We start from the raw sequence: 25,568 nt of genomic DNA, 5'->3' as shown, positions 1-25,568 counted from the left end.
TTGATGGACCCGCCGCGTGGCGCCCGATTCAAGGGCTAAGATGTTCCGATATTCAAACGCTGCTTCGATGTCGCTCGGGCCGCGCGATATCGATCCCAGCCGACCATTCATCCCTGGCGAGCGGACCGCCGCCAGCGATTGCATGGTCCTAGACCCCCACAATCTTCAGCTTTGAAAATGAAGCTCTCTCTGGAACCGTTCTTTGTCTCAAACGTTGCTTGAGCGTCATCGGCGTAGCGTGATCTCCTTGAGCATCAAGGCTGCGCCTAGTCGACAACGTCAACGAAAGGCACTGTGAGATGACTAAGATTCTTAAATCTTCCGTTGCCGCTGGCGCGCTGATCGTGGGCGTTGCCATTGCCCCGATGAGTTTCGCACAGGACACGACGACGCCGGCTGCGCCGGAAACTCAGGCGCCGGAAACCCAGACTATGGAACCGGTTCCAGCGACGCCGGAAGCTGGTGAGCAGGCACAGACGCCGGAGGCCCCGGCGACCACTGAGCCTACCGAGCAGGCGGAGACACCCGCGACTGTAGAGACGGAGACCACCGCCACTGCAGACGCTGGCGCCGGTTACCTGACCGAACAGGCTGATGATCAGATTTCAGCCGACAGCTATATCGGGCAAACGGTCTATAACGCCAATGATGAGAATGTCGGTGAGATCAACGACCTGATCATCAGGAAAGACGGCGGCGTGGAAGCGGCCGTGATTGGCGTCGGCGGATTCCTCGGCATCGGCGAAAAGAACGTCGCGGTTCCGTTCAATAACATCGAAGCGAGCATGCAGGAAGACGGCATCACGCTTAGGCTGATGACCACTGAAACGGCCGATTCGCTGAAGGCCGCACCAGAGTTCAAGAACATGTCGCAGGTGATGGCCGAGCGCAACGCCGCCGAGCAGACCGACCCGGCAACGACGTCCGGCGTAACGCCGGCCACCCCGGTTGAGCCGGAGCCGGCACCGCAGCAGTAAAGCCGAGCGGGGGCTGAGAAAGCAGAGGCGTAATCTCCCGGCCCCTGCTTCCTCGCCTAACCGTCCATCCTCCGCAGCGGCTGCGGGGGATGGCTCCTATCTTTTTCCGTGGTCGACGTGGGAGAAGCGTATTCTCACCGGTTTTCAGAGCATTGCAGCGCTCGCCCTCGAACTGTGCGCCCTTGCGAAACTCGACCTAAGCTCGATGATGCCCGATCAGTACCAAGCGTCCGGCATGCTGTTCTTGCGCCGCGCGACATAATCCCGCAATGCTTCGTCGATCGCCTCGTCCAGGGGCGGGGCTTGATATTCGGCGAGAGTTTTCTTCCAGCTGCGGTTGGCGCGCAGCGCCATGTCAGTCTCCCCTTCCTCCACCCATTTCTCGAACGGCTCGTTATCGGAAAGGGCGCTGTCCCAGAAAGCGGCCTGGTAGTTGCGCATCGTGTGCGCGCAACCGAGGAAATGGCTACCCGGCCCGACTTCGAGGAAGGCGTCCATCGCCAGTGTATTGTCGTCGACCACGACACCGGCAAGGTAGGAATGAAGAGCGCCGCAGAAGTCGGAATCCATCACGAATTTCTCATAGGACATCGCAAGCAGGCCATCGACGAAGCCGGCCGAATGCAGGATGAAATTGGCGCCGCAATGCACTGCCGACAGCATCGACATGACGCCCTCCTGCATTGCCTGAGCGTCGGGCCGCTTCGAGTTGGAGAAGTTGCCGGCGCAGCGCAACGGCAGCGCAAGCCGGCGCGCCAACTGGCCGACGACCATGCTGCCAATCGCCGGCTCCGGCGTGCCGAAAGTCGGCGAGCCGGAACGAAGCGACATCGAAGACAGGAAATTCCCGAAGATCACGGGCGCACCCTTGCGCTCGAGCTGGGTCAATGCACAGCCGGCCAGCGTCTCGGCGTAGGATTGCGCGATTGCACCGGCATTGGTGACCGGGCCCATGGCCCCGCCGAGGATGAAGGGCACGATGACCGCCGCCTGGTTGGCGCGTGCATAGGCGCGCAACGATTTCGTCATCGTCCCGTCCCATACGAGCGGGGAATTGACGTTGACGTTGCCGAGGATGACGCAGTTCCTGTCCACGAAATCGGCACCGAAGAGGATGCGCGCCATTTCGATCGAGTCCTCGGCGCGCTCCTCCGCGGTGATGGACCCCATGAACGCTCGATCGGAATATTTGATATGGCTGTAGACCATGTCGAGGTGGCGTTTGTTGACGGGCACGTCGACCGGCTCACAGATCGTCCCGCCGGAATGATGCAGCCAAGGGCTCGACTGGGCGAGCTTGATCAGATTGCGGAAGTCCTCGATCGTGCCGTAGCGGCGGCCCCTGTCGATATCCATGACGAAGGGAGAGCCATAGGCCGGCGAGAAGACGACGTTGCGGCCGCCGATCTCAACGCTGCGTTGAGGGTTACGGGCATGCTGGGTAAACTGCGCCGGCGCCGATCGGACGATCTCCTTCAGCATGCCGGGCTCGAAGGTGACACGGACGCCTTCGATCTTCGCACCCGCCCGCCGCCAATGATCGAGCGCCTCCGGATCATCGCGGAACTCGATGCCGACTTCGGCAAGGATGCGGTCGGCCGTCCGCTCGATCCGCTCGAGACTTTCCTCGCCGAGAATGTCGTAGGGCGGGATGTTGCGGGTGATGTAGGAAACGCCGAGGCTCCCTCCCGCCTCCCGCCGATGCGGCCGCGCACTCCGCACTCGTCTCGGGGCCGCGCCAACCGTTGCAGTCGCCTCTGCCATAGCCTCATCTCCCATGATTTGAGATGATGCTAATTTCCAGAGATACACTTGTAACGCTGGAAAAATTCGACGCATACTATAAGTGGAACTTATGGAAAACCTACGTCGCCTGCTTCCGTCGGCCGCCAGCCTCATCGTCTTCGAGGCAGCCGGGCGCCATCAGAACTTCACCCGCGCCGCGAATGAGCTTGGCATGACGCAGGCCGCGGTCTCCTACGCTATACGGGGTCTCGAGGAGCAGCTCGGCGTTACGCTCTTCCATCGCGTGCATCGCGCCGTCGAACTGACGGAAGCCGGCGAGAAATTCCACGCCGACGTCTCCGTCGGACTGTCGCTTATCCGGAAATCGGCGGAGGATATTCGAGCCAAGGGGCGCGAAACGCACGTGACCCTTGCCGCCTCGACCGCATTTGCCTCAATGTGGATGCTGCCGCGCCTCAACCGGCTGCGCGAGGATCTGCCGGAGATCGACCTTCGCATCCAGACGAGCGTGCGTGATCTCGACCTCGACGACGAGCCCATTCCCTTGGGCATACGCGGCGGCGACCCGGGTCGATGGCCGCGCTACCATTCGGCACTCCTGGCCGAGGAGGTCGTCAACGCGGTAGCGTCGCCCGGCTATATCGAGGTGAATGGCCTGCCCGAAACGCCGAAGGATCTCCTGCGGCACAACCTCATTCATCTGGAGGAGCCGGTGAGGCGCGCCTGCGACTGGGCCGAGTGGTTTGCAAGCGCCGGGCTCTCCTATCCCGGGCAGGGCAAGCGGCTGGCGATCAACGACTATGTGCTGGTGATCCAGGCCGTGCTTGCCGGTGAAGGGATCGCGCTCGGCTGGGAACATCTCATTGCAAGACAGGTGCGCTCCGGCGCGCTCCTGCCGGTCGGCGGGCACGTCTTAAGGACGGGGCAGGCCTTTTACGTCGTCTGGCCGCGATCGCGCGAACTCAACGGCCAGGCGCGGCGCGTCCGCGACTGGCTCCTTGAGGAGGGTGCTCGCGACCGCTCCGGCAGAAATCCTTCGGGATAGCTGGGCTTTGCATCAGCGCAACGCATTGGCTTCGCGGTGGCGACCGGCTAGATAGCGCATGGTGGCGACCGCGTCGGCTGGCTTGCCATAGAAGTAGCCCTGCCCCATGCCGCAGCCGAGCGCCTTCAGTTTCACCGCCTCGGAGAAATCCTCGATGCCTTCGGCCACGACCTCGAGTTCAAGCCCTTCGCACATCGAGACGATCGCCCTGACGATATGCTCCGAGGCACGGTCGGCGGAAATGCGGGAAACGAAGGCGCGATCGATCTTCACCTTGTCGAAGGAGAAATCCCGCAATCGGCCGAGGCTCGACTGCCCCGTGCCGAAATCGTCGAGCGAGACGCGTACTCCGGCCGCCCTCAACTCGGCAACGATCTTCTGCGCCACGTCGGCATCCGCCATGACTGCAGTCTCGGTGATCTCCAGTTCAAGGCGGCGCGGGTCGAGTCCGACCTGGTTGATGATCGCGAGGAGCCGACCGCTCGTCGCCGGATCCGTCAGCTGCGCGGAGGAGAGGTTGAATGATAGAAATAGCTCTTTCGGCCAGGAAAGAGCGGTCTGAGCCGCCTTGCGCAGCAGCATTTCCGAAAGCGGATCGATGAAGCCGCGCTCTTCGGCCAGCGGAACGAAGACAGCGGGAGAGACATAGCCGAGATCCGCGTCACACCATCGGGCGAGCGCTTCGAACCCGACGACGCTGTCAGTGCGCAGATCGACGATCGGCTGGAAATGCACGTCGATTTCATCCGCGATGATGGCGTTGCGCAGCGCTTGCTCGAGCTGGGTCGCCCGCTTCATTTCCTGGGCAATCTCGTGCGAGTAAACGGTGATCTGGCCCCGACCCCGCCGCTTCGAGCGGTAAAGGGCCGTGTCTGCGCTCTTGAACAGGTCATCGAAGGTGTTGCCCGCGAAAGGATAGACAGCGAAACCGAAGGATGCCGAGAGCCGGACGGTGCGATCGCCGAGATCGAAAGGCGCCGAAAGCGCCTCTCTCAGCATCTGCCCGATCTTTTCGGCGCCCTTTCGTTCGAAGATCAACGGCAGGATGATGGCAAACTCATCGCTTGCAGTCCGCATCACCACGGCGCCTTCCGGCACGCAGGCCGTCAGGCGATGCGCGACCTGGTAGAGGATCCGATCGCCGGCCTCCGGACCGAACAGGTCGTTGATCGGCTTGAAGCCATCGATATTGGCAAGTCCGATGGTGAATGGCGCTGGATCGGCGGCTCGTTCGTCCGCCAGCGCCAGGACACTCCGCTGCAATTGCTGAGCATTGCCGAGGCCCGTCAGCGGATCGACCAGGGCAATGCCATCGAGCGGATCAACCGGGGAGAGCGTCATCGCGGCGGGCTCCAGCAGCCCTGCCACCACCGGCCCTCGACGCAGGAAAGGTCAGCCCGCAGTACCCTCCGACCGGAATACATGTCCGGGATGCGGAGGGAAATCTGCTTGACCGACGTCATCATGCCAGTGGTGCTCTACACTTTCCGCCCGTTCACCTCCGGCGCCATGCGCGCAGAGGTCGCTTTTGCCCGAGGCGGCCGGATGGGCTTGCCTCCCCAATCGACGCCATCAACGGCATCAATTTGCGGACGATGACAATCGAGGGTTAACAATCCGATAGCGCCACACTGTCAAATCTATCGAGGGCCGTCAGCCCGCGGCGCTCAGGGTCCCGGCCGGCACGTATTTCCTGAGGACTGCCTCGATCATGTCCGGGCTAATCGGCTTCATGATGTGGTCGTCCATGCCGGAGACCCGGCATTGATCCAGATCGACGTCGAAAGCCTGTACGATCACGGCCACAATGGGCGTGCGGCCTCCGGTCCGCTTTTCGGTCTCCCGAATGGCGGCGGCAGCCTCGAAGCCGTTCAGGATCGGCAGGGTCACATCCATCAGGACGATCGCAGGCCGGAGCTCCTGCCAAAGCTCCAGCGCCTCTCGGCCGTCGGCGGCAATGCGGTAGGACAGGCCGAGGCCGTCAAGGATCTGGGCGAAGACGAATTGATTGATCTGGTTGTCCTCGGCGACCAGCACGTCCAGCTTGGATGCAACCGCTCCCGGCCCCGCGTCGTCCTCGAAAGAAATCTCGAAATCTCCCTGCGGGAAAAGAGACCGCGCCGGCCGGCGCTCGGCGCAGGCCCGGAAAATCTCGGTGAGAAGCGTCGCAACGTCGGTGCCGCCCGACACCTCGACGAGCGGGCAGTCACGCCACGAGGCAAGGATCGCGTCCCTGCCGGCGAGCGCGCGATCGAGCAACAGGACGTCGAGCTTCACGCCGCGGCTTTCAGCGGCGCTCGCGAAGGCGTCGAGTTCCTCAAGATCGCGAACGGCGCAGGCATCGAGCCCCGAGCCCCGCAGGCGAGCGACGACGCGCTCTTCCAGGTCGCGGTCGGACGTCACCAGCAGTATACGCAGACCGCGCGCCGGCAAGGTCTCGATCATCGATCCCGTTTCGACGAGTTGCTGGACATTCAGCGCCCGGAACGGGTCATAGAAATTCTGGCCGGGCGCGAAGATGCTGTAGTCGCGAATCTGCAGCCCGGAGGAGCTGCCGCCGTCGCCATCACCGTGGTACCAGGCGGCGATATCGGTGACGTCGTTCATGCAGGTCACGACGAATTGGCGGCCCGGCATGCCGACGCGGTACTTGCGCGTCACGACCCAAAGGTCGCTTCCATCGGCGCGCACCATGTGCTCGGCGTCCGAATGCGGCCGTCCGGTTGCCAGCACCTGCCGGTCCGATTGTTCCAAGCGCTCGGCAATATCAGCATCCAGGAGGTCCCAGGCCGAACGACCAAGGATCGCCTCCGCAGGCAGGTCGTGAAGAATGCAGAACGCCTTGTTCACCGCAATATAATGGAGGTTCCGATCCTTGACACAGATCGGATTGGGCTGGGCGTCGAGAATCTCTTCCGTGAGTTCGATGCGCTCCATGTCCGTTTGCAATTGCTCTTCGCGCTTCTTCTGCTCGGTGATGTCAGTGAGCGAAAGAATGCCGATACCGTTCGGCAGGCGGCGCTTGCGCAGGCAGAGCCACCGCATGCGGCCGGCCCGTTCGACGCTCTCGTAGCGCTCGCGCCAGTGGAGTGCCATCTGTTCGGCGATCCAGTCCTCCCGGTTGGCGCGGCGCCGGCTGTTCTCCGGCAAGGTTCCGGGACGCACTCCCGTGTCATAGACCGCGCCCAGGAAATCGCGAAGCCGCGTGCCCGGCCTCAGCAGGCGGGCAGGTACGGGGAAGAATTGCACGATGGAGGCGCTGGCAAAGAGAATCGTGTCGTCGCGGCCGCAGACGAGCAAAGCGAAGCCGAGCGCGTCGCAGCCCGACTCCAGAACCGTCCTCATGATGTCCGCGCCGATCGGCGCCACATCGTCCATTGCACTGCCCTCGTCTCGGCCGCTGCCTGGAACCATGCAGCAAACCCAAAGTGTCACGGCGGCCGTTGCGCGTCTCTGCGGCGAACGGCGCTGTCGCGGCGGTTTTCATTGCGGGACATGCTGGCTGGCCAGTGACGGCATTTCTTCGGCCCGTGCGAGCAGCGTCCAGCAACGCTGCGGTACTCGAAAGAACAAAACCCATGATCATTCAGGTTGTTGTGGAAAATCGCAGCAGAACGTTAAGGTGGGATTAAGTCGAGGGGGCGTTTTTCCGCTGCTGCCCTTACAGCTGGCATTCTCTTCACATCGTGCCGGCGCAAAGCTCGGAGCCCCCTTTTCCTTGCCCGGCGAATCCACGAAGATAGGCCATGGCCATTCAGCAACTTTCCGAAACACTCATCAATCAGATCGCCGCCGGTGAGGTCATCGAGCGGCCCGCCAGCGCCGCCAAGGAACTGATTGAAAACGCCCTGGATGCTGGCGCGACGAGGATCGAGATCGCCACGGCGGGGGGTGGAAAGACGCTTCTGCGGATAACCGACAACGGCAGCGGCATGACACCGGGCGATCTGGAACTGGCGATCCGCCGGCACTGCACCTCTAAGATCAGCGACCGCCTCACCGATATCCGCACGCTGGGTTTTCGCGGCGAGGCCCTGCCCTCGATCGGGTCGGTGGCGCGGCTGTCGATCACCACGCGCGCGGCCGGCGCGCGGGAAGGCGCGGCCATCAACGTCACGGGCGGCAAGACCGAACCCGTGCGCCCCTCGCCCGCCAATGTCGGTACCGTCGTCGAAGTGCGCGATCTCTTCTTCGCGACGCCCGCGCGGCTCAAGTTCATGAAGTCCGAGAAGGCGGAAGCCGCCGCCATCTCGGAAGTCGTGCGCCGCATGGCGATCGCCTTTCCAAAAGTGCGATTCGTGCTTTCCGGATCCGACCGCTCGACGCTCGAGTTTCCGGCAACGGGCGATGACCGGCTCGCACGGATGGCGCAGGTTCTCGGCAGGGAGTTCCGCGACAACGCGATCGAGATCGATGCCGAGCGGGAAGAGGCGCGGCTGACCGGCTTTGCAGGCGTCCCGACCTTCAACCGCGGCAACTCGCTGCAGCAATATGCCTTCGTCAATGGCCGGCCGGTTCAGGACAAGCTCATCCTGTCGGCGATCCGTGCGGCCTATGCCGAAACCATTCCTCAGGGGCGCTACCCGATCGCCGTGCTGTCGATCACGCTCGATCCGGCCCTCGTCGACGTCAATGTCCATCCGGCGAAATCGGATGTGCGCTTCCGCGATCCGGGCTTGATCCGCGGACTGATCATCGGAGCAATCCGCGAGGCCCTGGCGCGCGAGGGCGACCGCGCGGCAACCACCGGGGCGCACGGCCTGATGCGGGCCTTCCGCCCCGACGCTTACCGGGGCGAGCAGCAAAGACCACAGGCGCCCTGGAGCGCAGCCGCCTCCCCCTACCGACCGATACATTTCGATGCGGCCATCCGCGGCTTGGGAGAGCCGCCGCAGGCGGCGTTCGCGGAGTTTGCGCAGCCGTCGGCGCGTGCCGAAGCGGCCGCAGAGGCAGCCGCCACGGACATCGGCCGCGAGCCCGCCTTTCCACTCGGCGCCGCCCGTGCCCAGCTCCACGAAAACTACATCGTCGCGCAGACCGGGGACGGTCTCGTCATCGTCGACCAGCACGCGGCGCATGAGCGCCTCGTCTTCGAGACGATGAGGGAGGCGCTGCATTCGCGGCCCGTGCCGGCACAAACGCTGCTCATTCCTGAGATCGTCGATCTTTCCGAGGACGATTGCGATCGCCTCATTGCGCATGCGGAGGAGTTCCTGCGGCTCGGGCTTGCAATCGAGCGTTTCGGCCCCGGCGCGGTCGCCGTTCGCGAGACCCCGGCGATGCTCGGCGAAATGGATGCCGCCGGACTGGTGCGTCAGCTGGCCGACGAACTTGCGGAATGGGATACGGCGAACGGCCTCGCCGGCCGACTCGAATATCTTGCTGCGACAATGGCCTGCCACGGCTCCGTCCGGGCCGGCCGCCGCCTGCGCACGGAGGAGATGAATGCGCTGCTTCGCCGGATGGAAGCAACTCCCGGCTCCGGGCAGTGCAATCACGGGCGCCCGACCTATATCGAGCTCAAGCTCGCCGATATCGAACGGCTCTTCGGCAGGAGCTGACATCCGTACGAGTGAGACGGGATTGCCGGCGGCGGTGGCGGATATTACAGCGCCGCGCGTCTTCTCAGACGCGCAAAGGTCGCTGTAACTCTTTGAATCTGCGCCTCGAGCTTTCCGAAAGTCGGTACGATTTTCGGGCTGATGCGCTAGAATTCCGCTGGCCTTTCTCGGGACGCCGGGATAGACGGAAAGATACCAGCAGTGACGAGGCGCAAACGATGAACCGTTTCGACGGAAATTCCTCCCGCGAGGCGAAGATACGCTATCTCGATGGTGACTTTCAGATCGTGCTTGCCGGCTCCTACGTCACCTGCGCCATGACCGGCAAGCCAATACCCGTCGATGAGTTGCGCTACTGGAGCGTTGCCCGGCAGGAGCCTTACACTGATGCGGCAGCCTCGCTCGACGCGGAGCGGCGTGCCGGAGCTCTACCCAGTCAAGAGCACTGAAGCGGCCGCGCTCGCGGCTCAGCGCTGCTGTTCCTTCGCCATCCCGAGCTTGCGCGCCCGCGCGTGATCGAGCGTCGCCTCGATGATCTTGCGTGGGGCCGACGGGTCGTCGAAGCGCACCTCGATTTCGATGACCCTGCTCTTCTCCGCCAGTTCCGTCGCTCGACCGTGGCCCGGTTCGAGGCGCACCATGTCCTTGGCTGTCGTCACCAGCGTGTAGCCTTTGCTTTCGGCGCGGTCGAGAAGGTCGACGATCTCGTCCTCGGAGAAATGGTGGTGGTCCGGGAAGCTCCGCGTTTCCTCGATGATCGCGCCCGTCTCCCGCACTGTGCGAAAAAACTTCTCCGGATCGGCGATGCCTGCCCAGGCGAGGACCCTGACCCCCGAAAGCGATCCGTCGTCGAGCCGCACCGTGTCGGCCACATAAACGGCCTTCCCCGCCCGCGCGGCGCGGCGGATCAAAAGATCGGCGGCCGGTCCATGGCCGATCTTCAAAAGCGCGGTGGCATGGCGGAGCTGATTGGCAATTGGAGCGCGCACCGGGCCGGAGGGCACGAGATGGCCGTTGCCGATGCCGCGGGCGGAATCGATGACCAACAGGGCGAAATCGAAGGTCAGGCGCGCGCTCTGGAAGCCGTCATCCATGATGATGATGTCGGCGCCTTTGGCGGCAAGCTTGCGGGCACCCTCGACGCGACGCCGGCAAATGACCGTCAGCGCCTCGCGCGCGAGCAGCAGCGGTTCGTCGCCGACGTCGCGGGCGCGATGATGGGCGGGTTCGACCACCGTCGTGACATCGAGCGAACCGCCATAGCCGCGGCTAAGGAAGCCCGGCGTGAGCCCCCGCGCCTTTGCCGCCCGGGCAAGGGCGATTGCCGTCGGCGTCTTGCCGGCCCCGCCGACCGTGAAATTGCCGACGCAGATGAGCGGCACGGGCGGCATGGCGCGGCGCGCCCGGTCCATGCGCATTCCCGCGACGCGTCCATAGAGCCAGGAAAAGGGCCAAAGAGCATAGGCGCGCCAATCGGCCTTGATCCACCAGAAGGGGGGCGCTTCCGAAACCATTTTTGATATGCCGCCTCCGCCGCTTGCTGACCCCGGACGACCTCCGGTTCACCCGCCATTGCCGCCGCAAGGGCGTGGCTGCCACACAAAAAACGTCAGAACGGCAAAAAAGGCAAGCCGGTCGGGCGGTATGGCACCTTCAAAGCACCGCTTCAAGCTCGGTGATGTCCGTCAGGCAATGATCCGACGCTGCGGCGAGCGACTGGCGTGAACCCGTGCCGCTCAGCACGGCGACGGTCAGCCCGACGCCAGCGCTGCGGCCCATATGCATGTCGTGATTGTTGTCGCCGACGACGGCGACCTGATCGGGAGTAAGCCCCGTCGCCGCACAGAAGCCAAGTACCATTCCCGGCTCCGGCTTGACGCCATAGCCGCTGTCATAGCCGGCGACGTAGTGCAGGTAATTGTCGAAACCGAAGCGCCTGGCGGTTTCCCGGATCGAACGCTCATTATCGCTCGAGGCGACGCCAAGGCGATATCCCTTGGCGTGGAGGCCGGCGAAGAAGGTGGCGAGGTCGGTGACCGGCACGGCGTATTCGGCGGAACGCGCAAAAAGCCCGTCGAAAAGCGTCGTCAGTGCCTCCACCGTGAAAGGCGCGCCGGCACCAACCATCCCCGCCGCGATCTCAACCGTATTGCCGGCGGCCAGAAGACTGTCCGGCGCGACATGGCCGGTATCCGGGTCCATCCCGCCCGCCTCGAGCAAAGCCCTCGCCAGGGTCTCGTCGCCCTTGGCCGCAATCCGCGCCAGTTCGTAATTCACCGGCACCCAGCTCTTGACGTAGTCGAGAAGGGTGCCGTCCTTGTCGAACAATATGCCGGCGATGGCTCGAATTGCCATGATCCTGTTCCGCAGCGAGTCCTAGCTTTCGGCGCGCGGCGTGAGCCGCGCCTTCACGATCAGCGGGTTGATATAAGGCTCCAAACCCTTCAAGGTCGCCGTCAGCGCCCCGCGCATCTGTTGCACGGATTCAAGGCCGGCGTCGATCATGGAGCGGCGCATGTCGTCGTTGGCGAGCAGGTAATTCACGCCCTTCGCCAGCATCTCGACGTCACGGACGATCTTGGCGCTGCCGTTCTTGGCGAGCATCTGGTAGGTCTCGCGGAAATTCTGAACATTGCCGCCGGAGAGCACCGCGCAGCCGAGCATCGCCGGTTCGAGCGGGTTCTGACCGCCTTCGGCAAAAAGCGAGCGGCCGACGAAGGCGACCTCGGTCAGCCGGAGGTAGAGACCCATTTCGCCGATCGTGTCGCCGAGCAATATATCGACCTCCGGCGTCAGCGGATCGCCGCGCGTCCGGCGCGCGACCTTGAGCCCCTTGGCCGTCAGCGTCGCCTCGACGGCGTCGCAGCGCTCAGGATGACGCGGCACGACGATCGTCAGCAGATTGCTGCGCTCCTTCAGCGCACAATGGACGATCCCCGCCGCATTCTCCTCTCCCTCGAAGGTGGAAATCGCCGCCCAGGTCCTGCGGCTGCCGATCTGCTGGCGATATTCGCGCAGTGCCTGGGGATCATGCGGCGGCGCATCGGTATCAACCTTGAGATTGCCGGAAACCATGACCGGCAGCGCGCCCAGCGTTCGAAACCGGTCGGCGTCGACATCCGACTGGGCGATGACGAGCGCGAGATTTTCGAAAAGGGCGTCGGCAAGAGACGGGCGTTTCTTCCAGCGGGCGAAGGTGCGGTCCGAGAGGCGGGCATTGACCAAGACCTGCGGAATGTGCCGCCGGCCGAGCTCGACGATGGTCATCGGCCAGATTTCCGATTCGGCAATGATCGCCAGATCCGGCTGCCAATATTCGAGGAAGCGGCTTACCGCCGGCTTGAGGTCGAGCGGCACATATTGATGCACGACGCCCGCGCCCAGCCGCTCGACCGCGACCCGGGCCGAGGTCGTCGTTCCGGTGGTCAGCACCACGCCAATGCCGCGGCGGCGGATCTCCTTGATCAGCGGGGTTACCGCGACCGTCTCGCCGACGCTTGCTGCATGGAACCAGACGAGCGGCCCATCGGGGCGCGGCGCGCTGGCATGCCCATAGCGCTCGCGGCGCCGTGCGGGATCTTCCTTGCCCTTGGCCGACCTCAGGGACAGATAAGGGCCGACCAAGGGATAGATCGCAGTACCGACCCAGCGATAGGCGGAAAGCGCAAGCCGTGCGCGAAGGCTACTCATGTACGCGCGCTCTCTCCTGCGCCGGCGCCTTTGACGTCACTCATTTTCCGGGTCGAGCAGGCGATGCATATGCACGATGAAATAACGCATATGGGCGTTGTCGACTGTCATCTGGGCCTTGGCCTTCCACGCGGAATGGGCGCTCTCATAGTCAGGATAAATCCCGACGATATCCAGCTGCTCCAGGTCGCGGAACTGGACGTCCTGAAGTTTCGTCAGCTCGCCGCCGAAGACGAGGTGCAGGCGTTGTTTCTTGTCGGTGTCGTGAGCCATCGTGTTCCCATTTTCTTTCGACCGGTCGGCGTTGATTTGCGGCATTCGCCCCCAAAGGTCAATGGGCCTCGAGCGCGCGTGTCGCGGCCAGCAAGGACGGCAGTGCCTGTCCGGATGCGGCGCCTAGAAACCCATGGCTGACAATCGGGCGATTGTAGGACAGGGGCAGACCGTCGAGTCCGCGAAGTGCGCCGCCCGCCCGCGCGAGAATGAGGTCGGCGGCCGCCAAATCCCAGTCGTGCGAGTTCTTCTTGACGATGGTGCCGTCGATGCGGCCATCCGCGATCATCGCCAGCCGATAGGCAAGCGACGGCACATGCGGCACGCGCTCGATCCTTTCGCGGTAGGGGGAGTGGAGCTTTTTCACGACATCATCGGCGACCGCCAGATGCAGCCTCTCGCCGGGATCGCGAACCACGATCGGCTCGCCGTTCTTGCAAGCCTCGCTGTCATGGGTCGCCTGGAACAGCTCTTCGAGTGCCGGCGCGTAGAGAACGCCCGCTGCCGGCAGGCCCCGATGGACGACGGCCACGCTGACGCACCAGAGCTCCTTGCCCTCGATGAAGGCGCGCGTGCCATCAATGGGATCGACGACAAAAACGGTGTCGCGCGTGAGGCGCGTCTCGTCATCGTCGGTCTCCTCCGAAAGCCAACCATAGTCGGGCCGCGCGCCGAGCAGCCTGGTCCTGAGGATATCGTTTGCGGCAAGGTCGGCCTCGCTTACGGGCGAGCGGCCTTCATTCTTCCAGCGAACGTCGACCGTCCTGCGGAAATATCCCAGTGCCGTGTCGCCGGCCGCAACCGCGGCGGCAATGATCAGTGCGAGGTCCTCGTCCCAGCTGGGCGTGGTCGGGAGGGCTGTTTCCGACATTCAACTCCTTACAGGCGGGAAACGGACCCGCGCGTTCAACGTGGCCGTCTAATCGGCCGCCCTTCAAGATCCGGCAAGCGTCATGCCTTCGATGGCAAATGTAGGCGAGGCGATGCCGAATTTCCTGTCGATGTCGTCGGCGGGGGTCAGGGCCATGAACATCTGCTTCAGGTTGGAAGCGATCGTCACCTCGGAAACGGGGAAGCTGATCTCGCCGTTCTCGATCCAGAAGCCGGAGGCGCCGCGGCTATATTCGCCCGTAACCATGTTGACGCCCTGCCCGATCAGCTCGGTCACGTAAATACCGGTGCCAACGCTGCGCATCAGATCGTCCCGCGAGATCGCACCCGGTTCGAGGGCGAGATTGGTCGAGGCGGGATTGACGGTCGGTCCGCCGCGCACCCCGCGCCCATTGGTCCGAAGCCCGAGCTCCCGCGCCACCGACGTCGATAGGAACCAGTGCTTCAGGACCCCATCCTCGACCATGGACAACTTCTGGCCGGTTATCCCTTCCCCGTCGAAAGGCCGCGAGGAGGCGCCACGCACGATCAGCGGGTCGTCCGTGACGATAATGCCGGCCTTCATGATTCGTTTGTCCATCATGTCGCGCAGGAAGCTAGTCTTGCGCGCGACCGAGGCGCCGTTGATCGCGCCCGCGAGATGGCCAACGAAGCCGCGCGCGACGCGCGGATCGTAAACGACGGTCACGTTTTTGGCGGTCGCCACGCGGCGTGGATTGAGGCGGGCCACGGCCCTTTCCCCGGCCACACGGCCGATGTCTTCGGGGCTCCGCAGTTCATCGAAATAGAGCCGGCTGTCGTAATCATAGTCCCGTTCCATTTTCGTGCCTTCGCCAGCGATCGCGCTGACGGAACGGCCGAAACGCGTCGCCATGTAGGAGCCGGTAAATCCGTGGGAGGTGACGAGCACGAGCCCGCCCATGCCCGCGCTGGCACCGGCGCCACTCGAATTGGTGACGCCCGATACCGAGAGCGCCGCCGCCTCCGCCGTGAGCGCCGCTTCCGTCAGCGCCTCGCTCGAAACCTCGCGAGCGTCGAACAGATCCAGATCCGGATAGGTCTTCGCCAGGCGATCAGGCTCGGCGAGCGACGCATAAGGGTCCTCGGGCGAAGCTTTTGCCATCGCCACTGCGCGCTCGGCGAGCAGCTTCAGGTCGAAACCGGGATTGGCGGAAACGCTGGCGACCCGTCGCCCGACGAATACCCGCAGCGAAAACTCGTCGCTTTCCGAGGCTTCCGTCGCCTCGACCTTGCCGAGCCGCACCGACACGGAGCGGGAACGGCCGCGCACGACGACTGCGTCCGCCGCATCGGCCCCGGCCTGGCGAGCCCGATCGACGAGTTCGGCGGCGCGTGTTTCAAGGATGGCGGAATCGATTTTCTCGGACATTGCTGGACCTTTCGTTCCTGCCCCATTTATTGTGCAGTAAGGCATGCATCAAGGGCATCATCATGATTCCCCTTGCCGCATGAAAAGGACATACGGCCGAGCGCCCCGTTTCCAAGAGGCCGCAACGGTCGCCAGCATGAAAGCATCGAGCATGGCAACGACACCGTTCATCTACACCGAGGCATTGATGCTGCTCGGCGGTGCCGTGGTCGCGGCACCCTTGTTCAAGCGCCTCGGTCTCGGCACCATCCTCGGCTATCTCGCCGCCGGCGTCCTCATCGGTCCGATCGCCCAGCGCATCACCGAGGGCGAGGAAATCCTGCACGTGGCGGAACTCGGCGTCGTGTTTCTGCTGTTCATCATCGGGCTCGAACTGAAGCCATCGCGGCTGTGGCAGATGCGGCGGGACATATTCGGCCTCGGCACGGCGCAGGTGGTCATTACCGGCGTCGTTCTTTCCGGCCTTATCGCCGTCTTCGGTCTCCTCGATTGGCGGGGAAGCGTCGTTACCGGCTTCGGCATGGCGCTCTCGTCGACCGCCTTTGCCATGCAGATCCTCGACGAGGGCAACGACACCAACACGCGCTACGGCCAGCGCGCCTTTTCCATCCTGTTGCTGCAGGACATTGCCATCGTTCCGCTTCTCGCCCTGATCCCGCTGTTGGCGGCCCGGGCGCCGGAGGCCACGACCACGCCACTCCAGGACTTCGCCATCGCGATCGCCGCGATCGCCGCCCTTTTTGCCGCGGGCCGCTATCTGCTCAATCCTCTCTTTCAGGTCATCGCCCGCACCGGCGCCCGTGAGGTCATGATCGCCGCCGCGCTGCTCGTCGTCATCGGGGCCGCGACGATGATGCAGCTTGCCGGACTGTCGATGGCCATGGGTGCGTTCCTCGCAGGCGTGCTGCTGGCGGAATCCTCCTATCGCCACGAGCTCGAGGCCGACATCGAGCCGTTCCGCGGCATCCTGCAAGCGCTATTCTTCATGGCTGTCGGCCTATCGCTGCAACTCGGCGTCGTCGCGGCCAACCTTCTCCTGATCCTGATCGCGGTGCCGGTGCTGATGGCGGCGAAGAGCCTTGTCCTCTATGGTCTCTGCCGCGCCGTCGGTTCCCGTCACAACGATGCGGTGCGTATTGCCCTGCTCCTGCCGCAGGGCGGCGAATTCGGTTTCGTGCTCTTCACCGCCGCAGCCGCCGCCGGCGTCTTCTCACAAGGGGTTTCGTCCCTGCTCGTCGCCATCGTCACGCTCTCCATGGCGCTTACCCCGGTCGCCGCGCTCTTGTCGAAGCGGCTGATGCGCGAGCAGGACGAAATGGAGGACGAGATGGAGGAGAATTTCGAAGGCGCTGGCGCCGACGTGCTGATGATCGGCTTTTCACGCTTTGCCCAGATCGCCGCGCAAATTCTCCTGGCCGGCGGGCGAGACGTGACGATCATCGACCATTCCGCCGCGCGCGTCCATCAGGCAGAGACCTTCGGATTCCGCATCTATTTCGGCGACGGCACGCGGCTCGACGTACTCCGCGCGGCCGGCATCGAGAAGGCAAAAATCGTCGCGGTCTGCACACAGAAGAAGGAAACGACGGACAGAATCATCGGCCTCTTGCAGTCCGAATTTCCGAACGCACGCATTTTCGCCCGTTCCTATGATCGGCTGCATACGTTGGAGTTGCGCTCCAAAGGCATCGACTACGAACTGCGCGAGACGTTCGAATCCGGCCTGCTCTTCGGCCGCAAGACGCTCGAGGCGCTGGGGGTCGCCGGCGAGGAAGCGATCGGCATCATGGACGATATCCGCCGGCGCGACGAGGCGCGGCTGGTCCTGCAGGAGGCGGAAGGCATCAGCGCGGGCCGCCATATGCTGCATTCAAAACCGGTGCGGCCGGAACCCCTGGTGAAACCGAGGCGCGACGTGAGCCACTCGGCCGAAACGCAGGAGCGAATGCTCTCGGCGCTCGCCGCCGACGCCAAGGCTCGTCCTGACGACACGCTGGCCAACGCGGATTAGTAGCAGCCTGCATCAGTCGTCCGGCCGCCAGTGGGCGATGCGTTCGGAAAGCGCGCGCATCATCTGGTCCTTGGCGGACGCGGTGGCGGTGAGCACCTCCTGCGCTCGCAGGAAATCGAGCACGCGGAAGCGGCCGACGTCGGGACGCAGCAGGATGTCAGGCGCGCCAGCCTTCATCTTCATGGCGATGATCGACTGCATCATCAGCTGGCTTGCGCCGAACAGGCTGTCGATGCGGCTCGGGATCGTCTTACCGTCGCCGTCCGGGCCGCCCACGACATCGACTGCAACGACGATGTCGGCCGCCTCGCGCAAGTGGTCGAAGGGGATCGGGTTATAGATGCCGCCGTCGATCATCACACGACCATCGATCTTCACCGGTATGAACACCGCCGGCAGGGCGCATGAAGCGGCAAGCGCCTGGCGCAGGTCGCCGCCATCGCAGACGCGCTCCGTCTGGCCGTAATAGTCGGTCACCAGGACTTTCAGCGGAATCACGAGATCGGAAAAGCGGCCGGGGATCGCCTCCGGCAGGAAGGCCTTCAACACACGCTCGATGTTGAGCTGCCCGAAGCGGAAGCCGTTCGCCATGGCCTCCGAGAGGCTGCTCGGCCTCAATTGCCACAGCCGGTTCAGCACTTCGCCGCGATGGCCGACCGTCGAAAGGGCGTGCTCGCGAATTTCCCGGCCGGTCAGGCCCGCTGCCATGGCAGCCCCCATGAGCGCGCCGATCGACGAACCGGCGATTACAACGGGGCGGATGCCCATCTCGTCCAGTGCCTCGATCACGTGAATATGGGCAAGGCCGCGTGCGCCGCCGCCGCCAAGGGCGAGCGCCACGGTCGGCTCACTTTTCGACGTCGCCGAATCCAGTCTCGACAGGTCCTGCTCCATCGACAGCTCCCTTCCAACTGCAGCCGTCTGCTCTCGAGTGCGCCCGATCCATCGCGATCCAATGCAGTAATTCAGCGTGCTACAGCGCCGCGAAGCGGAAAAAATGTATCTGCGTATCGCCGAAAGCGCGCGTGTCGAGCAGTTCGAAGGCCGACGCCAGCTGCGGCCGAACATCCGCCCGCTCCTCCAATACGGCGAGCGCGCCGGGCACGAGCCATCCACCGGCAGCCGCCGCCTCGAGCGCGCGCTCTCCGAATCCCTTGCCATAGGGCGGGTCCGCAAAAACCAGATGGAACGGCTCCATCGTTCCGACCGGCCCGAGATCGGTCGCATCGCGCCGGAAGACCTTTGCACGCCCTTGCAGGCCGAGCGCTTCGATATTGATCCTGAGAAGCCCGCGGCCCTCCACGCCCTGCTCCACGAACAACGCTTGGCGGCAGCCGCGCGACAGCGCCTCCAGGCCAACGGCGCCGGTGCCCGCAAAAAGATCGAGTACACGCGTATTGTCGAGGGCCTCAGGATAGCTGTGGCTCAGAATGTTGAACAGGCTTTCGCGCGCGCGGTCCGTCGTCGGCCGGATATCGTTGGACTTGGGCGCGGCAAGCGAGCGGCCACGGAACTCTCCACCGACGATGCGCACGGCCTACGACTTCCCCTTGCCGCGGGGCTTGCCGCCACCGGTACGGCCGCCGGGCTTGCCTCGGGGTTTGCCTCCACCCGGTTTGCCGCCGCGCGGGCCGGAAGAATGCGGTGCGGAGGATTTCGCCCCGCCCGGCTTCGCGCTTGCAGATTTGCCGCCTGCCGGTTTGGCACCGGAAGGCTTCGCGCGCGCGCGATCGCCGGAGGGCCGATCCTCGTCGTTGCGGCGCTGCGGGCGTGGAGCGCGTTCGCCGCGCGGGCGATCGCTCCCCTCCCGGCGCGGCGGACGATCACCATGGTCGCGCGAATTCCGCTCGGCGCCTTCGGCGGGACGGCGCCGCTCGAACCCGCCGGCGGTCGCCTCGTCCTTTCGGCGCACGGTCTTGTCCGGGCTGCCCTTTGCAGCCGCGTCGCGAGCGCCCGCTGCCTTTGCCGAGCCGCCCGGCTTGGCACGGCCGGAACGCTTCGCCTCCGCATCCTTGCCGCGCGCGGGCTTCGCTGCGGAATCATCCTCTGCCGCCTTGGATTTCTTGGCGGCCACGGGGCGAGCTCCAGGCGCCATCCACACATTCGACGCGCGGCTGCGTCGCTGCGTCGGGCGGGCCTGGCGCTCCTCGGATCTGCCGGCGCCACGCTCGCCGCGTTCGCGCGAGCGGCCATCGGCACGACGCGTGTCGAGGCGGGCAAGCGCGCGTTCCCGCTTGTCCTCCTTCTGCCGCGCGCCGCGTTCCGGCTTGTCACCAGCCTCCTTCTCGTCGCGCTCTTCCACTTCGCGGGCGGGCGCCTGGTCGTTGTAAAGCGGCGCGTCGAAATTCGCCTTCGCTTCCTCGATGAGGCGGGGCCCAAGCTGTTCCCTCAGCGTCCGGCCGCGGATTTCCTGGACCTCGCCTTCCGGCAGGTCGCCGAGCTGGAACGGGCCGTAGGAGATGCGGATCAGCCGGTTCACGTCGAGGCCGAGCGCGCCGAGCACGTTCTTGATCTCGCGATTTTTCCCCTCGCGCAGGCCCATGGTGATCCAGACATTCGATCCCTGGACACGATCAAGCGTCGCATCGATTGCGCCATAAAGGACGCCCTCGACGGCAATGCCTTCCTTCAGCCGGTCGAGTGCGGCCTGGTCGATCTCGCCATGGGCGCGAACGCGGTAGCGACGCAGCCAGCCCGTCGCGGGCAGTTCGAGCACGCGGGCGAGCCCGCCGTCATTCGTGAGCAGCAGCAGCCCCTCGGTATTGATATCAAGGCGGCCGACGGACAATACGCGCGGCAAGTCCTCGGGCAGGTTGTCGAAGACCGTCGAGCGCCCCTCCGGATCGGCATTGGTCGTGACCAGGCCCGCCGGCTTGTGGTAGAGCCAGAGCCGCGTGCGCTCGATGCCGCGGACCGGACGACCGTCGACCTCGATCCTGTCGGCGAGCGTCGCGTTGACGACCGGCGTATCGAGCAGGACGCCGTTCAACGTCACGCGCCCTTCCATGATCATCCGCTCGACATCGCGGCGCGAGGCTACCCCCGCACGGGCGAGAAGTTTCGAGATGCGCTGCGGCTCATCGGCGCCGACGGCATCCGCGGCCGCGCCGCTCGTGGCCGGTTTGGTCGCACCAGCCTTCCTGTCTCCGGAATAGGATTTGCCGTTCCGGGTTTTGGCCTTGCCGGGCCCCTTGGGCTTGTCTTTGGATGTCATTTCTGTTGCCTGCCTTTTGCGGCTGTCCTATCAGGTCGAAAGCCTTGGGTTAAGCGAAATTATGAGCAAGTGATGGCGGAAACAGAGCGCTTCATGGATGCGGCCCTCGCAGAGGCCCGCAAGGCGGCGGCACGGGGCGAGGTGCCGATCGGCGCGGTCGTCGTGCTCGATGGCGAAGTGGTCGCTGCTGCTGGAAATCGCACCCGCGAACTCCGCGACGTTACCGCCCATGCCGAAGTAGAGGCGATCCGGCTGGCGGCGCGCGCCGTGGGCGACGAGCGGCTCTCCGGCGCCGACCTCTATGTCACGCTGGAGCCCTGCACCATGTGCGCGGCCGCCATCTCCTTCGCCCGCATTCGCCGACTCTATTACGGAGCGGAGGATCCGAAAGGCGGCGCAGTCGAGAACGGGGTGCGTTTCTACGCCTCGCCCACCTGCCATCACGTTCCGGATGTGTATTCCGGTCTCGCCGAGCGCGAGTCCGCCGAAGTTCTCCGCGAGTTCTTCGCCGCCCGACGGTGATTCTCAGTCGGTGGCCAGAGCTTCGAGCTCCTTGCCCGTGAGCCGGTAACGCGTCCATTCCGAGAGTGGCTCGGCGCCGATCGACTCATAGACACGGATGGCGGGCTCGTTCCAATCGAGAACGCTCCATTCTAAGCGGCCGCAGCCCTCGGTAAAGGCGACCCGTGCCAGATGCTTCAGGAGCATCTTGCCCGCGCCGGAGCCGCGATGCTCGGGTGAGACGTAGAGATCCTCGAGATAGAGGCCCTTGCGCGCCTGCCAGGTGGAGTAATTGTAGAACCAGACAGCGAAGCCGGCGGGCTTGCCATCGACCTCGCAGATGACGGCGCGCGCGGCCGCACGCGGCCCGAAGAGCGATTCCTGGAGCAGCTCTATGGTCGCCTCGACCTCGTGCTCCGCCTTTTCATAGATGGCGAGTGCCGTGATGAAGCGCAGGATCGTCGCCGCATCTTCCGGGACGGCGTCGCGGATGCTGATCATCGCTTAGAACGGCCAGTACCACTTGTTGCCGCTGTTGGCGATCTGCGCTTCCTTCTTGCGCCGGCGCTCCTTGTCCTTCTCCGGTTCGCCGAGATCCATCTCCGCCCCTTCGGGCAGACGACGATATTCGAGCGGCGGATCGCTCAGGAAGCGGCGCTTGTCGGAATAGGCGCCCTGCTCGATCTTACGGGCCTCGCGATAGGCCTGCTGCTGCTCCTTGGCCGATAGCCGGCGACCATTGGAATTCGCCTTCGCAAGCGGCGAAACGTAATTGGGATTGTTCTTGTTGGCGTCCGCCTCCTCCCGCAGACGTGCGCGCGTCTCCTCGGGAGATTCGACCCAGGCCGGATTGTTCTCGCGGCTTGCAAGCGACTGCTGCGGCTGGATCAACGCGGTCTCCTGCTCCTTCGGAGGCAGAACCAGCGACGGGCGAGGTTGATACTTGACCGGATCCCCCTTCGGCGGAGCCAGGCTGACGGCGCTGCCGAGATCGTCGAGCAAATGCTCGCCGGCCGTCTTGTCCGTGCCGTAGGTCGGCCCGCCGACGCAGCCCGAGACAACAAGGCTGCCCGCCACGACCGCGGCAACGCCGACAGACAATCGCAACTCTCGCGTCATTCCCATGAGATTCCTTCCAGCCAGCCCTACCCGCGCCCCTCGCGGTCATTCAAGCGCCCCTTGGCGGAAAAATCCGCCAAATTTCGGGCAGGTTGTACCGGATGAACGGCTCAAGCGCAATTCATCCGGTAAACATCGGTTACGCTTTGAAACGTAGTTCCCTTAACGCGGCGGCATCGCGGGCGGACACGTCCGGGTAGAGCGGGTCGGTTCCGACGTCAGTCGTAATGCGCCAGGAGCGGGCGCATTTGCGGCCCTCGGCAAGCTTCGGCACGACGCTGACCTTGGCGACCTCCGGCAGTGTGAAGGCGTCACCCGGCCCTTCGGTTCCGTCGATGCGGATTGCCGAGGTGATGCAGATCTCTGCAAAGTCCTGCCCGTCGAGCGCTTGGCGAAGGTCCGGGTCGGCGACATGGACGATCGGCGCCGCTTCGAGCGACGAACCGATGCGCTTGTCCTTGCGCTCGATCTCCAGGGCACCGGTCACGACCTTGCGAACCTCGCGGATCTTTCGCCACTTCTCGGCAAGTGCTGTGTTCAGCCATTCCGCCGACACCGCCGGGAACTGCTCGAGATGCACGGAGACCGCATCCGGATTGCGAGACAGCCAGGCTTCTTCCATGGTGAAAGGCAGCATCGGCGCAAGCCAGGTCACCAGGCAATCGAAGAGCGTGCGGATGACATGCAAGGCGGAGCGCCGGCGCAACGAAGACGGCGCATCGCAGTAGAGCGCGTCCTTGCGGATATCGAAGTAGAACGCCGAGAGCTCGACATTCGAGAAATCGGTAAGCGCCCGGGCGATCCGCTTGAAGTCGAAGGCGTCATAGCCTTCGCGGACAAGCCGGTCGAGCTCGGCCAGGCGATGCAGCATCAACTGCTCGAGTTCCGGCATGTCGGAAAGGGCAATCACCTCCCCCTTGTCATGCGCGAGGGTGCCGAGCATCCAGCGGATCGTGTTGCGCAGCTTCCGGTACGCGTCGATATTGGTCTGGATGATCGTCTTGCCGAGGCGCTGGTCTTCCCAATAGTCGGTCGTCATCACCCAAAGGCGCAGGATGTCGGCGCCGGCATCCTTCATCACCTCTTGCGGCGTGACGGTGTTGCCCTTCGACTTCGACATCTTCTCGCCCTTCTCATCCATGGTGAAGCCATGGGTGATGACCGCCCTGTAGGGCGCGCGGCCGCGCGTCGCGCAGCTTTCGAGCAGCGAGGAGTGAAACCAGCCGCGGTGCTGGTCGGAACCTTCCAGATAGACGTCAGCCGGCCATTTCAGATCGGGCCGGTCTTCGAGCGTGAATGTGTGCGTCGAGCCGGAGTCGAACCAAACGTCGAGAATGTCCATGACCTGGTGCCAGCGGGCATGGTCATGATCAGGCCCGAGGAAGCGTTCCTTGGCGCCCTCCGCGAACCAGGCATCCGCCCCTTCCTTCTCGAAGGCTTCGAGGATGCGGGCATTGACCTCCTCGTCGGCAAGAATTGTGCCGTCGTCGTCGGCGAAGATGGCGATCGGCACTCCCCAGGCGCGCTGGCGCGACAGCACCCAGTCCGGGCGCTGTTCGATCATCGCGCGAAGGCGGTTCTGGCCCGCGCCCGGCACGAAGCGGGTTTCGTCGATCGCATTCAGCGCCCGCGAGCGCAGGGTCGTGCCGTCGCCGAAGTCCTTGTCCATATAGACGAACCATTGCGGCGTGTTGCGGAAGATGACCGGCTTCTTCGACCGCCAGGAATGCGGATAGGAATGCTTCAGCCGCCCGCGGGCAAAGAGCGTGTTGCGGGCGATCAGCGCCTTGATGACGCGGTCGTTGGCGTCGCCCTTCTTGCCCTTGTCGTCGATCACCCGCCCAGCGCCGCCTTCCGCATCCGGACCAAAGCCGGGCGCATCGGCCGTGAAATAGCCGGCGTCGTCGACCGTGAAGGGAATTGCCGACGAAATGCCGCGCGCTTCAAGTGTCCGGGCGCTGTCCATCCAGGCCTCGAAGTCCTCGCGGCCGTGGCCGGGTGCCGTATGCACGAAGCCGGTGCCGGCATCGTCAGTGACGTGCTCGCCATCGAGGAGAGGCACCTTGAAGGCATAGCCGCCGCCGAGCCCGTGCAGCGGATGAGCGCAGATCACCGCCGCTAGCTCGCTCGCCTCGATATCGCGGACGAAGTTGAACGTAACCTTCGCCTTGGCGGCCGATTCCTCCGCCAGACGCTTGGCGAAGATCAATCTTTCGCCAGGCTGCGGACCATAGTCGTTCTCGGCGGTCGCGACCTCATAGAGGCCGTAGGCGTAGCGGGACGAATAGGCGATGGCGCGGTTGCCGGGGATCGTCCAGGGCGTCGTCGTCCAGATGACCACAAAGGCACCGGCAAGTGCGCCCGGACCCTCGGTGATCGGGAACTTCACCCAGATCATGTCGCTTTCGACGTCGGCATATTCGACCTCGGCCTCAGCAAGCGCCGTGCGCTCGACGACCGACCACATGACCGGCTTCGAACCCCGATAGAGCTGGCCGGCCTTGGCGATCTTCATCAACTCGCCGGCGATGCGGGCCTCCGCATGGAAGTTCATCGTCGTGTAGGGGTTTTCGAAGTCGCCCTCGATGCCGAGGCGCTTGAACTCGTCCGTCTGAACCCCGATCCAACCGCTGGCGAAGTCACGGCACTCCTTCCGGAATTCGTTGACGGGAACCTCGTCCTTGTTCCGGCCCTTCTCGCGGTATTTCTCCTCGATCTTCCATTCGATCGGCAGGCCGTGGCAGTCCCAGCCGGGCACGTAATTGGCATCGAAACCGCGCATCTGGAACGAGCGGTTGATGACGTCCTTGAGGATCTTGTTCAGCGCATGGCCGATATGGATGTTGCCATTGGCATAGGGCGGCCCGTCATGCAGCACGAATTTCTCGCGACCGGCGGCGGAGGCGCGAAGCTTTCTGTAAAGCTCCATCTTCTGCCAGCGAGCGACGATTTCCGGCTCCTTCTGCGGAAGGCCCGCTCGCATGGGAAAATCCGTCTTCGGCAGGTAAAGCGTGGAGGAATAATCGATCTTTTCAGCGGTTTCTGTCATGGTCTTTGCATTCGTCTTTTCCGCGCGGGTTCGTCGCGCATTCGGAAGAATTCTGTCTCTGGAAGATGCAGTGGGGGCGCGAAACGCCAAAATCCCGGACC

At 64.3% G+C, this 25,568-nt stretch carries 21 protein-coding genes; 6 read left to right on the top strand and 15 right to left on the bottom strand.

Annotation, left to right across the window (positions count from 1 at the left end; translation table 11 throughout):
- The first annotated feature begins 299 nt into the window (after positions 1-299).
- Positions 300-977, top strand: coding sequence for a PRC-barrel domain-containing protein (locus tag SJ05684_RS02035; RefSeq protein ID WP_034852111.1), 678 nt, complete (start codon positions 300-302; stop codon positions 975-977).
- 216 nt (positions 978-1,193) lie between these two features.
- Here the strand turns inward: SJ05684_RS02035 and SJ05684_RS02030 are convergent, their stop codons facing one another.
- On the bottom strand, positions 1,194-2,741 hold the full coding sequence (locus tag SJ05684_RS02030) for a trimethylamine methyltransferase family protein (RefSeq protein WP_034852109.1): 1,548 nt from the start codon (positions 2,739-2,741) through the stop codon (positions 1,194-1,196).
- A gap of 91 nt (positions 2,742-2,832) precedes the next feature.
- Between SJ05684_RS02030 and SJ05684_RS02025 the strand changes: the two genes are divergently transcribed.
- The gene (locus SJ05684_RS02025; RefSeq protein ID WP_034852107.1) at positions 2,833-3,768 is read left to right on the top strand and encodes a LysR substrate-binding domain-containing protein; all 936 of its coding nucleotides are present in this window, start codon (positions 2,833-2,835) and stop codon (positions 3,766-3,768) included.
- Positions 3,769-3,780: 12 nt separating this feature from the next.
- On the opposite strand, the gene SJ05684_RS02020 is transcribed toward SJ05684_RS02025, so the two are convergent.
- Complete coding sequence (locus tag SJ05684_RS02020; protein ID WP_034852415.1) at positions 3,781-5,109, bottom strand: putative bifunctional diguanylate cyclase/phosphodiesterase; 1,329 nt, start codon at positions 5,107-5,109, stop codon at positions 3,781-3,783.
- A gap of 312 nt (positions 5,110-5,421) precedes the next feature.
- On the bottom strand, positions 5,422-7,146 hold the full coding sequence (locus SJ05684_RS02015; RefSeq protein WP_034852105.1) for a PAS domain-containing protein: 1,725 nt from the start codon (positions 7,144-7,146) through the stop codon (positions 5,422-5,424).
- 368 nt (positions 7,147-7,514) lie between these two features.
- Between SJ05684_RS02015 and mutL the strand changes: the two genes are divergently transcribed.
- Positions 7,515-9,329, top strand: coding sequence for a DNA mismatch repair endonuclease MutL (mutL, locus tag SJ05684_RS02010; RefSeq protein ID WP_034852103.1), 1,815 nt, complete (start codon positions 7,515-7,517; stop codon positions 9,327-9,329).
- A gap of 218 nt (positions 9,330-9,547) precedes the next feature.
- The gene (locus SJ05684_RS02005; RefSeq protein WP_034852101.1) at positions 9,548-9,778 is read left to right on the top strand and encodes a DUF2093 domain-containing protein; all 231 of its coding nucleotides are present in this window, start codon (positions 9,548-9,550) and stop codon (positions 9,776-9,778) included.
- 18 nt (positions 9,779-9,796) lie between these two features.
- Here the strand turns inward: SJ05684_RS02005 and lpxK are convergent, their stop codons facing one another.
- The 6 genes from lpxK to SJ05684_RS01975 all read right to left on the bottom strand — a co-directional run bounded on the left by lpxK (position 9,797) and on the right by SJ05684_RS01975 (position 15,573).
- Positions 9,797-10,843, bottom strand: coding sequence for a tetraacyldisaccharide 4'-kinase (lpxK, locus tag SJ05684_RS02000; protein ID WP_034852098.1), 1,047 nt, complete (start codon positions 10,841-10,843; stop codon positions 9,797-9,799).
- 139 nt (positions 10,844-10,982) lie between these two features.
- Positions 10,983-11,684 (bottom strand): HAD family hydrolase, encoded by a 702-nt coding sequence (locus SJ05684_RS01995; protein ID WP_034852096.1) that lies wholly within the window; start codon positions 11,682-11,684, stop codon positions 10,983-10,985.
- 21 nt (positions 11,685-11,705) lie between these two features.
- Complete coding sequence (gene waaA, locus SJ05684_RS01990) at positions 11,706-13,019, bottom strand: lipid IV(A) 3-deoxy-D-manno-octulosonic acid transferase (protein WP_034852094.1); 1,314 nt, start codon at positions 13,017-13,019, stop codon at positions 11,706-11,708.
- Positions 13,020-13,055: 36 nt separating this feature from the next.
- Positions 13,056-13,292, bottom strand: a complete 237-nt coding sequence (locus tag SJ05684_RS01985) for a DUF4170 domain-containing protein (protein WP_034852413.1) — start codon at positions 13,290-13,292, stop codon at positions 13,056-13,058.
- 58 nt (positions 13,293-13,350) lie between these two features.
- Entirely contained in the window at positions 13,351-14,163 is an 813-nt protein-coding gene (locus SJ05684_RS01980; protein ID WP_095694191.1) for a 3'(2'),5'-bisphosphate nucleotidase CysQ, read from the bottom strand.
- Between the two features lie 63 nt (positions 14,164-14,226).
- Positions 14,227-15,573, bottom strand: coding sequence for a TldD/PmbA family protein (locus tag SJ05684_RS01975; protein ID WP_034852083.1), 1,347 nt, complete (start codon positions 15,571-15,573; stop codon positions 14,227-14,229).
- Between the two features lie 151 nt (positions 15,574-15,724).
- On the opposite strand from SJ05684_RS01975, the gene SJ05684_RS01970 reads away from it, so the two are divergent.
- Positions 15,725-17,584: a monovalent cation:proton antiporter-2 (CPA2) family protein gene (locus tag SJ05684_RS01970; protein ID WP_034852079.1), complete on the top strand. Its 1,860-nt coding sequence runs from the start codon at positions 15,725-15,727 to the stop codon at positions 17,582-17,584.
- A gap of 12 nt (positions 17,585-17,596) precedes the next feature.
- Here SJ05684_RS01970 and SJ05684_RS01965 read toward each other — a convergent pair whose 3' ends face one another.
- The 3 genes from SJ05684_RS01965 to SJ05684_RS01955 all read right to left on the bottom strand — a co-directional run bounded on the left by SJ05684_RS01965 (position 17,597) and on the right by SJ05684_RS01955 (position 20,798).
- Positions 17,597-18,478 carry a patatin-like phospholipase family protein gene (locus tag SJ05684_RS01965; RefSeq protein WP_034852077.1) on the bottom strand — a complete coding sequence of 294 codons (882 nt, stop codon included), beginning with the start codon at positions 18,476-18,478 and terminating at the stop codon, positions 17,597-17,599.
- Positions 18,479-18,557: 79 nt separating this feature from the next.
- Entirely contained in the window at positions 18,558-19,118 is a 561-nt protein-coding gene (rsmD, locus tag SJ05684_RS01960) for a 16S rRNA (guanine(966)-N(2))-methyltransferase RsmD (protein ID WP_034852076.1), read from the bottom strand.
- A gap of 3 nt (positions 19,119-19,121) precedes the next feature.
- Positions 19,122-20,798, bottom strand: coding sequence for a pseudouridine synthase (locus SJ05684_RS01955; RefSeq protein ID WP_034852074.1), 1,677 nt, complete (start codon positions 20,796-20,798; stop codon positions 19,122-19,124).
- 72 nt (positions 20,799-20,870) lie between these two features.
- On the opposite strand from SJ05684_RS01955, the gene SJ05684_RS01950 reads away from it, so the two are divergent.
- On the top strand, positions 20,871-21,320 hold the full coding sequence (locus SJ05684_RS01950) for a nucleoside deaminase (RefSeq protein WP_034852072.1): 450 nt from the start codon (positions 20,871-20,873) through the stop codon (positions 21,318-21,320).
- 3 nt (positions 21,321-21,323) lie between these two features.
- Here SJ05684_RS01950 and SJ05684_RS01945 read toward each other — a convergent pair whose 3' ends face one another.
- The 3 genes from SJ05684_RS01945 to ileS form a co-directional block, all read right to left on the bottom strand.
- On the bottom strand, positions 21,324-21,800 hold the full coding sequence (locus tag SJ05684_RS01945) for a GNAT family N-acetyltransferase (protein ID WP_034852071.1): 477 nt from the start codon (positions 21,798-21,800) through the stop codon (positions 21,324-21,326).
- 3 nt (positions 21,801-21,803) lie between these two features.
- Positions 21,804-22,424, bottom strand: coding sequence for a hypothetical protein (locus tag SJ05684_RS01940; protein ID WP_034852069.1), 621 nt, complete (start codon positions 22,422-22,424; stop codon positions 21,804-21,806).
- A gap of 133 nt (positions 22,425-22,557) precedes the next feature.
- Positions 22,558-25,467 (bottom strand): isoleucine--tRNA ligase, encoded by a 2,910-nt coding sequence (gene ileS / locus SJ05684_RS01935; RefSeq protein WP_034852067.1) that lies wholly within the window; start codon positions 25,465-25,467, stop codon positions 22,558-22,560.
- Positions 25,468-25,568 lie beyond the last annotated feature (101 nt).

This window comes from Sinorhizobium sojae CCBAU 05684 (assembly GCF_002288525.1).
Taxonomy (GTDB): Bacteria; Pseudomonadota; Alphaproteobacteria; order Rhizobiales; family Rhizobiaceae; genus Sinorhizobium; species Sinorhizobium sojae.
Note: the sequence above shows the minus strand (reverse complement) of the source record. Positions and strands in the feature narration are given on the sequence as shown.